The organism is Paenibacillus sp. LK1 (assembly GCF_002750415.1).
GTDB lineage: Bacteria > Bacillota > Bacilli > Paenibacillales > Paenibacillaceae > Paenibacillus > Paenibacillus taichungensis.
In genome coordinates this window covers 151,948-170,299 of the sequence record NZ_PEII01000001.1, presented here as the reverse complement: position 1 = coordinate 170,299, position 18,352 = coordinate 151,948, and the positions used below count along the sequence as shown (strand labels likewise).

Below are 18,352 nucleotides of genomic sequence, written 5' to 3'. Positions count from 1 at the left end.
GGCAGATGGTATAATACGGAAATGATAGAGAGACAAAAGCTTTTGTGGACATAACTTGTTTATGGTGTTCACTTGTCTACTGTCAACGTATGACGACCACTTCGCGGATTCGTTACCTCTTTTTAATTTGAAATAAAAACGGAATTCATTTTCGTCCACAATGAAGCATAAGGAGAGACATCCAATATGACTACTTATGATAATCCCCCTATCCAGGCTATCTTTATCGACCGGGATGGCACCATTGGAGGTACAGATGAAATACGATACCCTGGTGAACTGGAGCTGTATCATGGAGTTGAAGAATCCATCCGGAAACTATCTGGACAGGGTATCCGATTATTTGGATTCACGAATCAACCGGGCATTACAAATGGTAAGTCAACGATCAAAGCTTTTCAGCAGGAGATGAGGCTTTTTGGCATTGAGCACACCTATGTGTGTCCTCACCCTGCCGAGGCTCAATGTGAATGCCGTAAACCACAACCAACGATGCTCAAACAGGCAGCACTAGAACATGATTTGAATCTTGAACAATGCATTGTTATTGGAGATCGGTGGTCTGACATGACTGCTGCGCGTGCAGCTGGCTGTTTATGCATATTGGTGTTGACCGGAGCAGGCATAGAGTCGCTTGAGGAGAACCGTACCCGATGGGAAGCGCTGGAGGCAGACTTTTTGGCTACTGATTTTAACGCTGCGGTACAGTGGATTTTACAAATGAGGGAGAAGCCAATCGGGGATGTTATTATTCGCCAAGCCTGTGCCGAAGATGCGGCTCGTCTGCTGGAACTACATCGGGCACTGGATCGTGAAAGTACTTATATGCTCTATAATCCGGGCGAGCGCAAGACCACGTTAGGCGGGCAGGCTCGTTTTATAGATCAGTTGGACGCTACTTCGAATAGTTCAATCTGGATCGCGGAGCATCAGGGCAAGATCATCGGCCATCTTACGGTCATTGGAGGCACAGCAGAACGTATCCGACATCGGGCGAGTATCGTTATTGGAATAAGACAGGCTCATACCGGCCAAGGCATTGGCAAAAATCTAATATCAGCAATGGAAGAGTGGAGACCTACTGCGGGCATTACTCGTCTTGAGCTGACTGTTATGTCCCATAATTTTAATGCGATAGCTTTATATCATAAGGTTGGTTTTATACAGGAAGGAATCAAGCCTAAGTCTTTATTGGTAAATGGTACATATGTGGATGAAATTATTATGGGTAAGCTGTATGAGGACATGAACAAGAGCAGCTTAACTTTGTAGAAACGAGAGATTTCAAAAGAAGGAGTTTGCTTAAACTTTTTTTTGTCTGCTGCCACCCCTCATGGAATACCAACCCCAAAACTGTTATACTAAAATATGCGTTTTGTAAAAGGAACGTAAAAATTTCAGATAAGGGTTGAAAGCGACCATGTTTAATTCCAAAAATGAGCGGACCTCATCACGGACCTTATTTGCCGTGTTATTTATTCTGATGCTGCTGAAGCTGTCGCTTTTGCGGTATTTCTTTTTCCAGGGTCTGTCCGGCATCGGTTTCGTTACTGACGCATTGGGGGCCCTGACAGTGGTATGTATCCTTGATCTGATCGTGCCAAAAGCCTGGAAGCGTTCAGTGTACGCAGGTTTTAATGTGTTGTTCTCGCTGGTATTGTTCGCAGCGACACTCTATAACGTACATTTCAGTTCGGTTCCCACATATACGGCACTCAGCGAACTGGGCCAAGTCGCCCAAGTGAGAGGCAGTATCGGACCTTTGGTAAGACCTGAGCACTTCCTGTTTTTTGTGGATATCGTACTGGCACTGCCCGTATGGTTTATCTTGCGCAGTCGTCGTGCCTCAGCTCGTAACAACAGCTATCGCGACAGTGGACTCCATTTCGGCAGAAGCCGGAGACGGTATTGGGGCAAGTTGGGTGTTGCCCTTACGGCTGCATTTTGTATCGTGCTGTCAGGCAGCTTCATTGTCAAAGGAGAAACCATTGATAATGAACTGGTTCGTGCCGAAAATCTTGGTTTCCTGAATTATCAGGTGTCATCTGCGATTCTGACGAGCAAAGAGAATGAAGCCATTGCGAATGGCAATATTAACGAAACCATCGACAAGATTAATCAACTGGTTAGCAAGTATCCGTATCAGGATAAATCGAGTCAGGGCACTGCTATCAAAACCAAATATTTTGGTCAGGCCAAAGGAAGTAACCTGATTGTTCTCCAACTGGAGTCATTTCAAAACTTCCCGATTAATGCTTCTCTCGACGGTCAGGTATTAACCCCCGTTCTGAATGATCTGGCCAAAGAAAGCTATTATTTCTCTCATTTTTTCCAACAGATCGGACAGGGAAATACGTCGGATGCCGAGTTCATGTCGAACACATCCATCTATCCAACCGGAGTTGTACCTATGTCAGCAGGATATAGTGACCGTGATCTGCCAAGTCTTCCAAAACTGCTTGATAAAGAAGGATATGAGTCAGAAACGTTCCACGTCAATGACGTTACCTTCTGGAACCGGAACAAAATGTATCCAGCGCTTGGATTCAATCGGTACTTCGACAAACCCAGCTTCAAGAATGATAAGTTTAATGATTTTGGACCGTCGGATGAGGAATTATATCGTGTAGGTGTGGAAAAAATGGCTGCGCATCAGGCTGCTAATCAGCCGTTCTATGCTCAGTTCATTACAGCTTCCAGCCACTCACCGTTTACGGTTCCTGCGGACCGGGCGAGAATTACGATCCCGGCCACAATCACCAATACGCTCCTGCATGATTACCTGCAAGCGATCAATTATACGGATTATGCGGTAGGTCAACTGATCAATGAACTCAAAGCAAACGGGTTATGGGATAATACAACACTCGTTATATATGGTGACCATTTCGGACTGCCGGCAAACGATGAGATTACTCAGCAGATCCAGACCAATCTGGGCGTGCCCTATGACGGTAAAGTTAGCCGCTTCAACATCCCACTCTTGATCCACACGCCAAAACAGGCGAAAGGTCAAGTTATAGAACAGCCTGGTGGTCAATTGGATATACTGCCAACGGTGATGAACCTGATGGGTGTCTCTTTGAAGGAAGAGAAATTTACAGCCTTTGGACACGATCTGCTTAACATGGACAACAATGCGTTCGGTATCCGGTATTACTTGCCAACAGGTTCATTTGTGAATAATGACATTATGTTTATTCCGGGTGCGGGCTTTGATGATGGAACAGCCTACTCGTTAAAAACGTATGAACCCGTCACGGATTTGGAGCCGTACCGTTCTGATTATGAGCACGTGCTCAGCTTGATGAAGTTGTCTGACGAGTATGTGAAGCTGTTACCCAAACGTGCACCGTAATTGAATTTTTAAATGTATGAAATACTATAACGTCACTGGCTCACGTGCTGGTGGCGTTATTTGTTTATTCATCGTACATCTTTACGTGTAATGAACGTGTAACTGAGAAGCAGATATCCTTTGAAACTGTAATCAATAATGTTACAATGGGAGATGCAGCCACTAACGCAGGATGACGAAAGGAATGAATATAGATGAAACTTAGTGTACTTGAACATGGACATATTAATGAAGGACGGACGGTACAGGATACCCTTCAGGAGACGGTAACGCTTGCCAAACATGCAGATGAATTGGGATTCTCCCGCTTCTGGATGTCGGAGCATCATGGCAGCGGAGCACTGTCATTTTCCAGTCCGGAAGTTATGATTGCACACGTTGCAGCACATACAGATCGAATTCGCGTAGGTTCAGGCGGCGTTATGCTGCCCCATTACAGTGCATATAAAGTTGCCGAGAACTTCCGTTTGCTGGAAGCGCTACACCCCGGCCGAATCGACCTTGGCATTGGCAGAGCACCGGGCGGTATGCCGATTGCCAGTAGAGCTCTGAATGAAGGAAAGTCATCGAATGTGCAATTCTTCCCGCAGCAAATTGCCGATCTGGGTGGATACTTTCATGAACAGCTGCCGGAGGATCATCGTTTTGCTTCCCTAGTAGCCGGACCATCCGTAACCACTGTTCCCGAAGTATGGTTGCTCGGATCCAGTTCCGAAGGTGCAAGAATCGCTGCGGCACAAGGGACCGCATACGCGTTTGCCCAATTTTTCGGAACACCGGGTGGGGAGGAAGCAATGAAGCATTATCGCAGACATTTCAAGCCTTCCATCCTCAATGACAAACCACATTCCATGATTGCGGTGTCGGCATTTTGTGCAGAGACCGAGGAAGCGGCTGCTGAACTGGCTCGCAGCAATGAGTTATTTTTCCTGCGGCTTGGCCGGGGTCTGGAACAGAACTCATTCCCATCCCTAGAAACGGTGAACAACTATCCATTTACGGCCATGGAGATGGAACAGATCCGTCAACGCCGCTCTTTTTCCATTGTGGGTACACCGGATCAAGTGAAGGAAAAAATTACGGCAATGGCTGAACGCTATGAAGCGGATGAAGTTATTATTGCATCAGCGATTCACTCATTCGAGGATCGTTTGCGTTCATTCAGCTTGATAGCGGAAGCCTTTAATTTAAAGCAGGATTAATCGGTACTGAACGGGAATTATATTCTGAAATGGCTGGAACCTTGTTTAGCAAGGTTCCGGTTAACTCTTGCGTGATCAGGGAGAGGAGAGATTCACATTCGCAGATGTGTCATTAGTGATATTCATGGCTGTTACGACGAATTCAATGCTCTGCTTGAGCAGGCAGCATACGATCCGAAGCAGGACGAGCTGATTTTGTTAGGTGATTATGTCGACCGCGGACCGAAGAGCAAAGAGGTCGTGGAACAGATTATGCAGATGCGCGAGCAGTACAACATTATTGCGATCAAAGGAAATCATGATGCGATGATGGTCAAGGCGCTGAATCATGATGTCGAGGAGTATGACAAACATTGGATTCGTAATGGTGGCTTACAGACGCTGGCCAGCTATTCCGAGATTTCTTTGGATGATGAGCAATTGGACTGGGATGTTTATACTGAAGCCAAACAGTGGCTCCGTACACACTATGAGCATCATCTTCGTTTTCTGGAACAGCTTCCCCTTGTATACGAAATTCCTGGTTATATCTTTGTACATGCCGGGATTAATCCGGATGTGGAGGATTGGCGGACCCAGTCAGAGCGTGACTTCATTTGGATTCGAGAGCCGTTCTATTCCAGACCAACATCGCTCAAGGAGACGGTGGTATTCGGTCATACTCCAGTCAAAAATTTGCATAACGAGCCAGGTGTCTGGTTTGACCCCACGGGGGACAAGATTGGTATTGATGGCGGATGTGCTTATGGTGCTCGACTGAACTTGCTGGAGATCAGCGAAGACGGAAGTGTGCAGACTCTTTTTGTGAAAAGAGGAGAGACCCGTCAGGGTCCCGAGGTTTAATCCACGCGGCGAATTTCAAATAAATCCCTTAAACAAGAGTATAAATTAAATCCCGTTGAAGCTCTAACTTTTTACTTTCTTGAGAATGTGGATTGGTATACATACCGACAATGGATCGAAGCTGGTGGAACGGCAGAGTTGTGCATTCGTTTACGGAGTATAAAGACAAGACCCTGACATGATTTTGTAATTAATTCGCTGTAAAGGGATTGGAATTAAGCCTTATTAACGCTATAATCAGTAAGGGTATGATTGAAATATTACATTTTATTCATCTAAATCAGAATTGACGGAGGGCTATTAATATGGAAAAAGCATTAATCTTCGGTCACAAAAATCCCGATACGGATACGATCTGCTCGGCCATTGCCTATGCAGACTTGAAAACAAAATTGGGTCAGGACGTTGAAGCTGTTCGTCTCGGTGAAGTAAATGGCGAAACTCAATTTGCACTGGACCAATTCAAAGTGGCAGCGCCACGTCTGATCAAAACAGCAGCTAACGAAGTGAATAAGGTCATCCTGGTTGACCACAACGAGCGTCAGCAAAGTGTCAGCGATATTGAGGACGTGACGGTTGTTGAAGTTATCGACCATCACCGGATTGCGAACTTTGAGACAAGCCAACCTTTGTATTTCCGTGCAGAACCTGTAGGTTGTACAGCAACCATTTTGAATAAATTGTACAAAGAAAACGGCGTGGAAATCAGCGCACCGATTGCTGGTTTGATGCTGTCCGCGATTATTTCCGACTCCCTGTTGTTCAAATCTCCAACATGCACAGAGCAGGATGTAGCAGCAGCACGTGAACTGGCTGCCATTGCTGGTGTAGATGCAGACAGCTATGGTCTGGATATGCTGAAAGCGGGCGCAGACCTGAGCCAGAAAACGATTGCTGAACTGATCTCCCTGGATGCAAAAGAATTCGCTATGGGTCAAGCAAAAGTGGAGATTGCACAAGTTAACGCGGTTGACGTGAATGATGTGCTTGTGAAGCAACCTGAGCTTGAAGCAGCGATTGAAGCCATTATTTCCAGTAAAGGTCTTGACCTGTTTGTATTTGTCGTAACCGACATCCTGAACAACGATTCCGTTGCATTGGCTTATGGTGCTTCCACCAAAGCTGTTGAAAAAGCGTACAATGTGACATTGTCGGATAGCAGAGCGCTGCTCAAAGGCGTAGTATCCCGCAAATCGCAAATTGTTCCAGTTCTGACCGAAGCGTTCAACTCGTTGTAAGATGCACAAAACCGACGTATAACCATTACGTCCAGATATACGATGAATATTCAGTTACAACATCCAAGCCTGCTCTTGATCTGTCATAGGTCAGGACAGGCTTTTGTTGTAGAGGAGGATGTACCATGATCAAAAATGAAAAGATCAAAGCGACTGAAGTCCAGTTGACCGGCCTGAACGGTGAAGATCTCGGCATCATGTCTACGCGTGACGCACTTGCACTTGCGAAGCAGCATAAGGTCGATCTGATCTGTATGTCTCTAATGACCAGCCCGCCGCCTTGCAAACTGATGGGCGCTGGAGCAGCAAAACAGGAAAAGCAGCAAGAGAAGAAGAAAGCTGCGAAAACACCGGATAAACGTAAAGTGAAGGAGATCCGACTGAATCTGCAGATGGAAGACCACGACCGGGAGACCAAGCAATCTCAGGCAGAGCGTATCTTGACGAAGGGTGATTCAGTGAAGCTCGTCATCCAGGTGCATGGAGCCAAGGAAGGGACAGCAGGCAAAGAATGGGCAGAACAGCTGTGCAAATCTCTGGCTGAGTATGGCAGTAAAACGACGGGTATTCAGGTAAGTGGCAAGCAGGTCGTTGTACAGTTAGACCCCATCGAATAATAACGATGAACGAATTCAGCTAAATAACAAGGAACGGTGGGACAATCCGGTTGTTATTAGGCTGGCTTATCCCAAATGCTCCAAAAACCCCGTGAAGCAACAGTTGTGCTGTTGCTTTACGGGGTTTTCAGCATGTAATATTGTTACAGCACTTTAACACCTAATGAATTACGCTTCAAGCCGGTTTAGGTTCGCAAATAACGGCTACTGCCAATGCGTACGTACAACTGTCCTGGCAGGACCGGGGTAGATGAGGCTGTCTGTGAATTCGCGTTACTGTTTTTAGCGTAGCGGGATAGATATAGAAAGTCAGGATAAATAACCGTATCCATTAAATAGGCTGACACTGTACTTCCAGGAATGCGATTTTGATTCAGTGAACGAATGATTTCTTCCCCGCTTGCAATTCCGATTCCATGACCATAATATAAGTCTTCACGCAGCATAACGGTATTCTCCCCCTGCCACTCTGGTGTTTCAGGGGAAACGTCCGGATTTTTGAAGTACAATACATCTCCCGGAAGCGCTGAGTCGCTGCCGTTCTTCTCCGTTAATCGCAGATCGCTGTCATAGTGCCAATCGTAGAGCAGCAGGTCGCGGAATAATGAATTGAAATCATCTTCCCGAATACTGTTCAATACACCGCCATAAAGGACAATGACAGTCGCTGTTGCACATTCAAAAGCATACAAATGACCATTCTTCCAAATGTCCCGGATTCCTTCCGCAGGCGTTACCTCAGATCTTAACTCAAAGCCACCTTCAGCGTTTCGGTTCCAATAGGCAGGGTTACATCTGGATTTCTCAAACGAGGCAAAGCTGACCCCACTTCGATCGAGCGCTTCCGCTGCATCCACCAGAGACTCGCGCAACGTCCATTCAAAGTGAAGATGATCCATGGATTGATATGTGTATACGGTGGGACTGTTCTGTAGTTGTTGTAACCAATGCCATGCAAAAGCAGACCAATCCGAACGCACCAGCTCAATCGGTTGATTCGCAACAATGATCATAATCATAACCTCCAGTATCATTTGGATGTTCAGCCTTGTACAAACGGATATGCACGCGTATTCTGTAGTATATGACGCCACTTATATGGTTTTGTATGTCTACCAAGTACAGACAGCATGAACACACGATAAGATTGTCGATAATTGCCTGAATTTTTGTTGATCTCGTTTATAAATCATGGCATTTGGGGTACTACTCTTATAGATGAAGTTATGTTCAGGTCGATCTGTTCATACGGAATATATTCAGATTCCCCATAAAGGAGGATATGTGGTGTCGAATCCAATTGCAGAGAATCGCTCTCTGTTCGAGCAGTTATACACACATGCACCGATCGGCATTGCTGTTGCTTCGCATGTGAACGGACGTTGGCTTCAGCTTAATCCGGCATTTTGTGAAATGCTGGGGTGCAGTGAAGATGAATTGATTGACTCTCCGATTGTACATATGATTCATGAGGAAGACTTAGAGATGGAGGAGTTTAGGTCCCATTTCTGGGATATGACCAATGGAATAAGTCTGATGTATGAAACAGAGTTACGGCTTAAGCGCAAGGATGATTCTCTTCTGTGGGCCACGGTAAGAGCCTGCATCGTCAGGGATGAAACGAGCGGCGAGCCGCTTTATTTGCTTGTGCAGGCAGCGGATATTTCGAAGCAGAAGGATGCAGAGAGTCGACTCATTATACAACGCAAGCAGTTGGAGGAGAGCAGTCGAATCTCAAGATTGCTGGTTGAATCCTCGCTTGACCTGATTGCCATTCACCATGCCGATCCGGAACGGACGTTCAAGTACGTATCTCCAGCCAGCCAAAGCATGTTGGGATATGATCCTGAAGAAGTCGTTGGTCAATCTGGACTGTTCTGCATTCACCCCAGCGATATACCTCTTGTCGAAGCTTACGTGGCGGGTCAAATTCAGGGCCTTGCTCCTGATCGAATGAGCTATCGGCTCCTGCATAAAGATGGTTCTGTTGTATGGGCAGATACCATCACTCATTATCTATATGACAAACAGGGGAATTTGCAGGAAATGATCGCGGTGACCCGTGATATTACAGCAAGTATGCAACAGCAGTTAAGTCTTCAAGAATACCAATCATTGTTCGACAGTAATCCACTTGGAGTTGCTTCATTGGATCTGGAAGGAAACCTGTTGAAGGCCAATGCAGGTCAGGAGCAGTTGACTGGCCACACCAAGGAGGAACTGCTTAGCGGGCCGTTTGATCATCTTATTGATCCGGTGGACCTGGATAAGACAAGGTATCATTTTGAACAGACCGTAAAAGGAACTGCACAGAGCTATGAGGTAGGACTGATTCACAAGAACGGACAGCGTATTGAAACGAGTGTGATTAATGTTCCGATTTTGCTCGAGGATCGGGTCGTAGGCGTCTATGGAATAACCAGCGATATTACGGAGTCAAAAAGGTATGTAGAGGAAATTGAAAATCTCAGTTATGAAAGGGCGTTGATTCTCAATGCCATGTCTGAGGGTGTCATTGGCCTGGATCAGAAAGGAAATCTGATATTTGCCAACCCGATTGCAACAGAGATGATGGATTTCTGTCCGTCTGAGATGAATGGCAAGCCGCTTGAAGAGATTATGTTACAAATGCAAAGTGAGGGTATCCCTTATCCATCCAATGGCACTCCAATTCTTCAAGCTGTACGTGAAGGGCGAAGCCTGCCGCGATCTGAGTCTGTATTTTGGAAGCAGGATGGCTCCAGCTTCTTGGCGGAGTTCCAATTAAAACCGATTATGGAGCAGGGGGACAATCGTGGGGCAGTTCTGGTTTTCCGCGATATGACATCGGTGAAGGAAATCATTCGTGCCAAAGAAGTGGCAGAACATGCGGATCGAGCCAAATCCGAGTTCCTGGCAATTATGAGTCATGAGCTTCGTACACCTCTGAATGGAATCATGGGCATGGCTCACCTTCTAAAAGAAACTGAACTGGATGAGGAGCAGAACGGCTTCGCTGATATCATCATCGACAGTGGTGAATCACTGCTGCATATTTTGAATGAAATTTTGGATTTCAGCAAGATTGAAGCAGGCAAAATGGATCTCGAACGACAGCCAGTGGATCTCAAGGCCGTTCTTGGCGGGGTTATGGAACTATTTGCGCTTAGAGCTTCCGAAAAGAATATTGAACTATACTGTGAAATGTCAGATCAGATTCCCGAACGCGTAAGAGGCGATGAAACACGTATTCGTCAGATTCTAATAAATCTGGTGGGCAATGCCGTCAAATTCACGGAGAAGGGAAGCATTCAGGTTCATGTGAACGTTAAGCCGGCGGAATTTTACAATGAGAATCACCTTATCTTGTTAGTTTCGGTCAAAGATACGGGCATTGGCATTCCGTTCAACAAGCAGCATCAACTTTTCCAGTCCTTCTCGCAGCTCGATCCGGCTATTAATCGGAAATATGGAGGTACAGGTCTGGGGCTGGCTATCAGCAAGAAGCTTGTGGAACTCATGGGAGGCGCCATTGGTGTACAGAGTGAGACAGGAGAGGGAGCGAATTTCCAATTCACCCTGTTACTTGAACGTTGGCAAGACGAGTCCACGGATCGGATTGAAGAGGTGGCTGATCACGACCTGAGGCTGGATCGTACAAGTCTTGCAGCGGGGATCAAAATTCTTATAGCTGAGGACCAGTCATTGAACAGTCATTTGCTGGAGGAAATGCTTCGTAAGCTCGGCGGTGTATGTGATATTGTGGAGAACGGTGCTGAAGCGGTGAAAGCATTGGAAAGGGAAACATACGACCTTCTCTTTATGGATATCCAAATGCCTGTTATGGATGGGATTGAAGCGACCTGTCGAATTAGGCAAAGCCATCCTGAAACTCCCGTCATTGCAGCCATCACAGCATTTGCAGGAGCGAACGACCGGGAAGCCTGTCTAAAATGCGGCATGCAGGACTTTATCAGCAAGCCGTTCAGCTCTACGGAAATAAGTCGTGTGCTAAACACATGGGTTCCGTATATTCGGTCCCAGCAAGAGCGCTGATGGTCTTTTGCACTAGGAATATAGAGATAAGAAAATAACCTGCCCCTAATTGAGGGAGCAGGTTATTTTGCATATCGTCGGTACTGCCCTGACAGATATCAGGACCATCCGCCAATTAACCCCGAAAGGGTTACGCACTCGTCATCTTCCAGTTCTGCAATTAAGGTAAGTTCTTCATTGTCATTGGGGTCCACCGAGAATAATTCACGGCGTCCATCTTCGTGGACAATTATGACCAACTTATTACCGCTTTTTGTATCAAACTGGTACTTCACTCCGATACCAGGCAAAGGGCATTCCCGGATATTCATGAAACCTGTCACCTCTTTAGCTTTTCCATAGTTAAGTTAACCGTTCACACAGTACGGATGTATTCTACTATCCATAACACCGTTTGGCAAGTCGGAAATGAAATCGTAGTCATCTCATCCAACCTTCTTGAGCTGAGGTTAGTTATACATTTCGACCCTGACGGGTTCGTCTGCGACGGACCATAAACCAGATAAGTAATGCAATGATCAGCACCAAGGCAATGCCCCCCGTAATTATGATGTTCCGAATATTCGGGACCTGTACGGTCAAATCCAGTTTATTCGTATTCAGTGGGGAGACGTGCCAAATAAGGGTTTTTCCATGATCTTCGACCAGATCTGCATTGGAATCCTGCACCTTGATCGGCAGTGTCAGCTTGAAATCAAAATTGACATCTTTCAACAGCAAGTTTTTGAGAAATCCGGGGACCTTGCTGATTTGGTCTTTGACTTCTCCATCAGGTATAGTCTGCAACAGGTCTGCTTCAGCAGCAATATGCAATTTGGAAGTGAAAAAGCCAGGTGTAGTGGATTGCTCCACCTTGATTCCATCAGGCAGATCCGACATGCTGAAGGTAGAGACGGTATTACTTTTCTCATAATGGGTTGTCGCTTTGAGTTGTGTCTGATCTCCCTGGTCTGAAACTTCGGCCTGGAAATTATTCTGTTTCAACGTATTTGCGAGCATTGTCATGAGATTTTCTTGTCCCATCATTCCCAAGGCTGAGTCGGTTACGCTGAGATTCAGATCCAGATCGGATGAACCGTCCATATTAACCGTGACATGAGCTTCACCATCAGCACAGGCGGATAGTATAAACAGCATAAGAGTTAGTGAAAAAGCGAATAATAGCTGACGAAAATAGGGTGTGCGAGTCGACATTCAGTTCAAACCTTTCTGCGTGTAATCCAATTCCAATTCATAGATTTATAGTATACACCGTATGTATGGCGGATGAAACTTTTGCGAAACTGTGAATCTGTGTTTTGAATATTTGGATGCAGATACGGTGGATGTGGAATAATCGAATTAGTAAGATGACGGTTGGAATTACAATGAAAAAGGACACAATATGTTGAGTGAAAATGAAGATTTCGTATTTTTGTCAATGTTCAGTCAATTCAAAATGGGTTTCACCGTGTAAACTGGTAGTAGTGTGAAGAAATACGGAGCAGGGGGGTTACATTCATGACATATATCATTATTATGGCAATCATTATGGTTGTGGGAATGGTCGGAATGGGCTGGTTCTACAAGATTATGGACAACGATCAACACTAGAGCGTATTAAGAAAAATGTCAAAAGACAAGCCTATAAGCTGGCTTCGCAATGGATGCGAGGCGGGCTTATTTGTATATAATGCCAAAAAGTCTAAATATAGCATGAAATAATGTCGGATTTAAGTGGTATGCTTGTATATGGAAATGTTTTACACTTAAATCTGTAAGCGTTTACATTAAAATTTATGGGAGGCTAACATTATGGGTTTGAAGATGAAGAAAGGATCAGGCAAGAAAGCATGGATGCTGCTGGTTATGTCATTACTGATTGCGGCCGTTCCAATTACAGCCAGCGCAGCATCGGATTCCACAGCGTACGCCAAACTTAATTTCAGCAACAACAAGTATTATATATTCAACAATAGCTGGGGAAGCTCAAGTGTCAGTGGCTGGTCCCAGTCCGTGTATGTGAACAGCAATACTGATCTGGGTTACGTTTGGAACTGGCCAACGACTGTGGGTGGAGTCAAAGCTTATCCTTCACTAGTCAGCGGCTGGCACTGGACAGAGGGCTACACACCAGGTAGTGGGCTGCCAACGAGATTGTCTGCGAACAAAAGTATCAATACCGGAGTAAGTTATTCTAAGGCGTCCAACACCACTGGGGAGTATAATAATGCGTATGATATCTGGCTGCACGACATCGGCAATGCGACCTGGTCAAGCACACCCACCGAGGAGATTATGATCTGGAACGATTGGACTTCCGGTGTAGGGCCTATTGGTTCCAAAGTGTTCTCGGATGTGTCCATTGGTGGACAAACCTATGATCTGTATCGCGGTGAGATTACCGACAACGGAGTGCATCAGTGGTGGGTATACTCGTTCCTGAAAAAGTCAAAATCCCCTAACAACTATAGCATCAATGTCAAAAACTTCACTGATTACCTCATCTCCAAAAGTTATTTTACCAACAGCAAATATGTCAGCAGTGTTGAATATGGAACCGAAATTACGAAAGGCAGCGGCCAGATCAATTACTCTAATTGGTACGTGAACGTTCAGTAACGGTCTGTTTATCACGCCTTTTCATGATTTAATGAGATGCTGCTCGGAGGAAAACCCATTTCCTGCTGATGCAGCATCTTCTACTTGTGAATTGTACCTAACATTCATCCGTAACATATGTAACGAGTGATGTAGCTCCATTTGACCGATGGACAAATATTTTTCGTAAAGTTGGGATTTTTAGGCTGCTCTTTTGTATAATAGGGTTTAGTTCAACTCGGGGAATCCCGAAATATGCCTAACAGGAAAGGGTGTACATAAATGAAATTTAGTGAGTATACGTATACACGTCCCGATCTGGAACAAATCAAAACGTCATTCCGTGAGCTTCTGAGTGGTTTTGAAGCCGCAACTACGGTTGAAGAGCAGAGTGGATATATGGACAAGATTAACGCTTTGCGCAGTGACTTTGAGACTCAGGCACAATTGGTCTACATCCGTCATTCGATTGATACCAATGATACATTTTACAAAGAAGAAAATGAATTTCTGGATGAAAGCTCTCCGATCATTCAAGAATACATCACCGATTATTATCGAGCATTGGTAAATTCCAAATTCCGTGCTGAACTGGAACAAAAATGGGGCTCACAGCTGTTCCAGCTGGCGGATCAGTCTCTGAAAACATTCAGCCCGGAAATTATCGAGGACCTTCAGAAAGAGAACAAACTTTCTACGGAATACAATCAGCTGATTGCTTCGGCCAAAATCCCGTTTGAAGGTGAAGAACGCACATTGCCGCAGCTGCATCCTTTTGAGTTGTCCACAGATCGCTCCATGCGAGAACGCGCATCGGAAGCAAGATATACGTTCATGGCTGAACATGAGGCTGAATTCGATCGCATTTACGACGAATTGGTGAAAGTGCGTACACAGATCGCGAAGAAGCTCGGATACCCATCGTATGTGGAACTCGGCTATGACCGTATGAACCGCACGGATTACAACGCGGAGATGGTGTCCAATTTCAGAGCACAAGTCCGTGATTATATCGTGCCTGTAGCGACGAAGCTCAGAGAGCGTCAGCGCAGCCGGATTGATGTGGATACCCTCTATTTTTACGATCAGGGCTTCAGCTTTAAGACGGGGAACCCGACACCTAAAGGGGATGCGGACTGGATCATTGACAATGGTAAGAAGATGTACGCTGAATTGTCACCAGAAACGGATACGTTTTTCCAGATGATGACCGACAATGAACTGATGGATCTGGTGAGCAAAAAAGGCAAGCAGGGTGGGGGCTATTGCACCTTCCTGAATGATTACAAAGTGCCGTTTATTTTCTCCAACTTTAACGGTACATCAGGCGATATCGACGTGTTGACACACGAAGCGGGCCACGCATTCCAGGTCTATGAGAGCCGTCACTTCGAAGTACCTGAGTACAACTGGCCGACCTATGAATCCGCAGAGATTCATTCCATGAGCATGGAATTCTTCACTTGGCCGTGGATGGAATTGTTCTTCAAGGAAGATACGGACAAATACAAATTCGATCACCTGTCTTCCGGACTGCTCTTCATTCCTTACGGCGTAGCAGTCGATGAATTCCAGCATTTTGTTTATGCAAACCCGGATGCAACACCAGCGGAGCGTAAGCAGGCTTGGCGCAATATTGAGAAGACTTATCTGCCGCACATCAATTACAAGGATAACGCTTATTTGGAACAAGGCGGATTCTGGCACAAACAGGGTCATATCTTCTCGTCGCCGTTCTATTACATCGACTACACCCTGGCACAAATCTGTGCATTCCAGTTCTGGAAACGCAGTAACCAGGATATGAAGTCTGCATGGGCTGACTACCTGACATTGTGTAAAGCCGGAGGAAGCCTGTCCTTCACAGGATTGGTAGAACTGGCAGGTCTGAATTCTCCGTTTGAAGACGGCTGCGTATCCTCTGTCATCGGAGATATCGAAGCCTGGTTGGACGCAGTAGACGATAAAGCGCTGTAAGCGAAAAATAAAAATAAAGGTCGAAGAGGTGAAAGGGAACGAGGAATACACCTGACGTTACAGCATTCTGAGGCAGGGCGGATTTGAATGTTTTTTTCACCCACCCTATACAAAGAATGCGAGGTTATACCATGTTGGTTTTACTGGATCAACCGTCCCAAAGGAAGCAATTGACGCCCTTCATCTCGGGTACAAACGGGCATGTGGTTATGGGTGGAGTACTTGCAGGACTTCAATGCGGGCGTGTCTATGCAGACCAGCTTCATGCTCCGAAAAGCGCCCTGATTTGGGCCAAAAACGAAATGTTTTACCTAATCGGAAGATCGGATAATGAACATTTCAATAGCCGTATCAGGGAGGTACTTGTTCAGGAGCTATTGCCTGAAGCGTTAGATGCTGGCGAAGACATGCTGAATCTTGAAGTTTACCCAGAGCCCGGCTCGGATTGGTCTCCAGTCCTGGATCACATATTCAACGGACGTTTGCGAGAAGGATTACGAGTTCCTTTTCAATTCAATCTTACGAAGTATGGACAGTGGCTGGAACGCAGTTCCAGCTCCTTGTTCGTCCCTCGTGGATATGAGCTTCAAGTTATCGATCGAGCTGCAATGCTGGAGGACAAAAGCTGTATCATTGAGCAGGAAATTTTGAAATTCTGGCATTCGGTGGAGGACTTTTTTCAATACGGAGTTGGAACATGCAAGGTGTATCAAGGGAAGGTTGTAGGTACATGTATCTCAGTGTTTGTCAGTGGCATTCACCATGAAACAGGCATCAACACCTACGATCCGATACACCGTGGCAAAGGTCTGGCTACGGCCATGGCAAGCGCTTATGTGCAATCCGTTCTGGAACGGAAGTGCGTTCCACACTGGACGACAGAGGATTTTCGTCATGATTCCATTACGATTGCGAGTAAGCTTGGTTTTGAACAAGGTAGAGCCTATCCCGTCTATTACATGCCGATCCAGGAGCTTCTGGATTGCTGAACATCATCTGCAGGGGCTGTCCTAAAGTCATGAAAATGACCAGGGGCGGCCCCTGTTTTTTGATTCGAGAGGCGAAACCTGTGAATCCAAGCTCAACAAGCTCTTTTTAATACACGCACAGATAAGCCGGTTAATGAAGAACAGTCATAATCATTGAATAATTCTTGGATAATTCAGTGCAAAAGAAACATTTATCAACTTAGTTGTGATTTATTTCACTATATCTGAAAACGGATTCAGTTACAATAAAGATAGTAAATCAGGGGTAACAGGAGGCTGGTTCAGATGGCAACACACGCTTATTATGTTCCGCCCGTGAACTTGATGGGTAGAGGATGTTTACACGAAGCAGGAAAAATGATTGAGAAAATGGGTATTCGCAAAGCGCTCGTCGTAAGTGATCGTCGATTGATTTCTTCCGGCGTTGCTGAACAAGTGCTGTCTATACTAAGAAAATCAGGGTTAGACTATGTGGTATATGATGAGGTTCAGCCTAATCCAACCTGTCAGAATGTACATGACGGACTTCACGTATTTCAGGATCATGGCTGTGACGCCATTATATCGATAGGCGGAGGTTCACCTCAGGATGCTGCCAAAGGGATTGGTATTGTAGCAACTAACGGTGGGCATATCCGTGATTATGAAGGTTTGCATCAATCGAAACACAAGTCCGTGCCGCTTGTTGCAATTAACACAACAGCTGGCACGTCCAGTGAGGTGACCATGAACTACGTGATTACAGATGAGGAACGCAAGGTGAAAATGGTGATGGTGGATCGAAACAGTCTCGTCGACCTGTCAGTGAATGACCCGGAACTGATGCTGAGCAAGCCAGCCAGTCTTACTGCGGCTACGGGCATGGATGCATTGACCCATGCCGTGGAAGCCATGGTCACGCCTGGTGGGTTTACGGTAACGAGCGCTACAGCAGCGGCTGCCGTTGAGCTGATCTTTGAATATTTACCCAGAGCCGTCAGGGACGGCAGTGATCTGGAAGCAAGAGAGCATATGACGTATGCGTGTTTTCTTGGCGGGATTGCTTTTAACAATGCAGGCTTGGGTTATGTTCATGCGATGGCCCATCAACTTGGTGGAGTCTATGATCTGCCGCATGGGGTATGTAACGCGATGTTGCTCCCTTATGTAGAAGAATTGAATGCAAAGCATGTGCCAGGTAAATTCCGTCATATAGCCAAAGCAATCGGTATGGATGTAAAAGGCAAACGAGATGAGGAGTGCTCGGAGTATGTGATTGAAGCCATTCGTCAACTTTCCAAGGAGGTTGGCATTCCTGAGAGACTGTCTGAATTGGGTGTGAAAGACCCTGATGTTGAATTGCTGGCGGATAATGCCATGAAAGATGCCTGTGCACCGGGTAATCCGTATCAACCTTCCAGGGATGAAGTGATGGAGCTATTCCGCAAAATCATATAAAGTTAAGAACAAAGAGAGAGCCAGAATATATTCTGGCTTTTTTGGTGTGTCAAGTGCTTCTGAGCCTTATGAATAC

14 protein-coding genes are annotated in these 18,352 nt (G+C 45.7%); 11 read left to right on the top strand and 3 right to left on the bottom strand.

What is annotated here, in order from left to right; translation table 11 throughout:
* Positions 1-186 precede the first annotated feature (186 nt).
* From CS562_RS33670 to infC, 6 genes are all read left to right on the top strand, one after another.
* Positions 187-1,272: an HAD-IIIA family hydrolase gene (locus tag CS562_RS33670; RefSeq protein ID WP_099852824.1), complete on the top strand. Its 1,086-nt coding sequence runs from the start codon at positions 187-189 to the stop codon at positions 1,270-1,272.
* 148 nt (positions 1,273-1,420) lie between these two features.
* Positions 1,421-3,358, top strand: coding sequence for an LTA synthase family protein (locus CS562_RS00690; protein ID WP_099852821.1), 1,938 nt, complete (start codon positions 1,421-1,423; stop codon positions 3,356-3,358).
* Positions 3,359-3,552: 194 nt separating this feature from the next.
* Positions 3,553-4,560, top strand: coding sequence for an LLM class flavin-dependent oxidoreductase (locus CS562_RS00685; protein WP_099852819.1), 1,008 nt, complete (start codon positions 3,553-3,555; stop codon positions 4,558-4,560).
* A gap of 90 nt (positions 4,561-4,650) precedes the next feature.
* Positions 4,651-5,403: a metallophosphoesterase family protein gene (locus tag CS562_RS00680; protein ID WP_306553621.1), complete on the top strand. Its 753-nt coding sequence runs from the start codon at positions 4,651-4,653 to the stop codon at positions 5,401-5,403.
* A gap of 305 nt (positions 5,404-5,708) precedes the next feature.
* Complete coding sequence (locus tag CS562_RS00675; protein WP_076289717.1) at positions 5,709-6,641, top strand: manganese-dependent inorganic pyrophosphatase; 933 nt, start codon at positions 5,709-5,711, stop codon at positions 6,639-6,641.
* 125 nt (positions 6,642-6,766) lie between these two features.
* Entirely contained in the window at positions 6,767-7,258 is a 492-nt protein-coding gene (gene infC, locus CS562_RS00670) for a translation initiation factor IF-3 (RefSeq protein WP_076289718.1), read from the top strand.
* A 185-nt stretch (positions 7,259-7,443) separates the two neighbouring features.
* Here infC and CS562_RS00665 read toward each other — a convergent pair whose 3' ends face one another.
* Entirely contained in the window at positions 7,444-8,271 is an 828-nt protein-coding gene (locus tag CS562_RS00665) for a protein-glutamine gamma-glutamyltransferase (protein WP_076289719.1), read from the bottom strand.
* A 274-nt stretch (positions 8,272-8,545) separates the two neighbouring features.
* Between CS562_RS00665 and CS562_RS00660 the strand changes: the two genes are divergently transcribed.
* Positions 8,546-11,293: a PAS domain S-box protein gene (locus tag CS562_RS00660; RefSeq protein WP_180286991.1), complete on the top strand. Its 2,748-nt coding sequence runs from the start codon at positions 8,546-8,548 to the stop codon at positions 11,291-11,293.
* A gap of 98 nt (positions 11,294-11,391) precedes the next feature.
* Here CS562_RS00660 and CS562_RS00655 read toward each other — a convergent pair whose 3' ends face one another.
* Complete coding sequence (locus CS562_RS00655) at positions 11,392-11,604, bottom strand: cation:proton antiporter regulatory subunit (RefSeq protein WP_053779896.1); 213 nt, start codon at positions 11,602-11,604, stop codon at positions 11,392-11,394.
* A gap of 142 nt (positions 11,605-11,746) precedes the next feature.
* Positions 11,747-12,487 (bottom strand): hypothetical protein, encoded by a 741-nt coding sequence (locus tag CS562_RS00650; RefSeq protein ID WP_099852811.1) that lies wholly within the window; start codon positions 12,485-12,487, stop codon positions 11,747-11,749.
* 600 nt (positions 12,488-13,087) lie between these two features.
* On the opposite strand from CS562_RS00650, the gene CS562_RS00645 reads away from it, so the two are divergent.
* From CS562_RS00645 to CS562_RS00630, 4 genes are all read left to right on the top strand, one after another.
* On the top strand, positions 13,088-13,894 hold the full coding sequence (locus CS562_RS00645) for a glycoside hydrolase family 12 protein (RefSeq protein WP_257219274.1): 807 nt from the start codon (positions 13,088-13,090) through the stop codon (positions 13,892-13,894).
* A gap of 261 nt (positions 13,895-14,155) precedes the next feature.
* Positions 14,156-15,850, top strand: a complete 1,695-nt coding sequence (locus CS562_RS00640) for a M3 family oligoendopeptidase (protein ID WP_076289721.1) — start codon at positions 14,156-14,158, stop codon at positions 15,848-15,850.
* Between the two features lie 131 nt (positions 15,851-15,981).
* Positions 15,982-16,839: a GNAT family N-acetyltransferase gene (locus CS562_RS00635; RefSeq protein ID WP_180286990.1), complete on the top strand. Its 858-nt coding sequence runs from the start codon at positions 15,982-15,984 to the stop codon at positions 16,837-16,839.
* Positions 16,840-17,124: 285 nt separating this feature from the next.
* Positions 17,125-18,276, top strand: coding sequence for an iron-containing alcohol dehydrogenase (locus CS562_RS00630; RefSeq protein WP_076289723.1), 1,152 nt, complete (start codon positions 17,125-17,127; stop codon positions 18,274-18,276).
* The last annotated feature ends 76 nt before the right edge of the window (positions 18,277-18,352 follow it).